The following is a 628-nucleotide window of genomic DNA, read 5'->3' on the forward strand; positions in this document are numbered from 1 at the left end:
CCTCACCAGCCAAGTTAAAGTAGGCGTGATTGGTTAAATTCACTGGCGATGTTTTGTCGGTCTTAGCATCATAGGCGATAGCCAGTTCATTCTCGTCAGTGAGCGTGTACGTCACCTTCACATCGAGGTTTCCCGGATAGCCTTGGTCACCGTCCGGGGAGCGAAGTGAAAAAGTGACCTGTTGATCATTTTGCTCTTCAACCTCCCAGCGGCGTTTATCAAACCCTTCTAGGCCACCGTGCAGTGAGTTTTCACCGTTATTGATACCAAGTTGATACTTCTCTCCGTCTATCTCAAACTGCCCTTTCGCAATTCGGTTAGCAAAGCGGCCAACAATGGAACCGAAGTAAGCGTCTTGCTTCATGTGTTCAGCCATATTTGGTGAGCGCAACAACACTTCACGGTTTTCACCATTTACCGGTAATGTGCAACTCAACCACGTCGCACCGATATCCATAAACGACGTTGTCATACCATTCGCGTTGGTCAAATGAATCAGAGTCGCAGTTTGGCCATCAAACGACGGCGTTTGCGCCATCGCTTGTTCTAGTTGTTGAAAATAGGCTTTCATCATCATTCCTTACAGCACTTCAACCAAACCCGCACCATTTTTGGCTTGGCAAACATA

At 47.5% G+C, this 628-nt stretch carries 1 protein-coding gene; it reads right to left on the reverse strand.

All coding sequences use genetic code 11. The features are described 5' to 3' along the window. Positions 1–571: galactose-1-epimerase (locus R7Z49_RS25950; protein ID WP_318112546.1), on the reverse strand; the 571-nt coding region annotated here is incomplete at its 3' end. Between the last annotated feature and the right edge of the window lie 57 nt (positions 572–628).

Origin of the sequence: Vibrio sp. 1562, from assembly GCF_033340155.1 — a bacterium.
Lineage (GTDB): Bacteria > Pseudomonadota > Gammaproteobacteria > Enterobacterales > Vibrionaceae > Vibrio > Vibrio alginolyticus.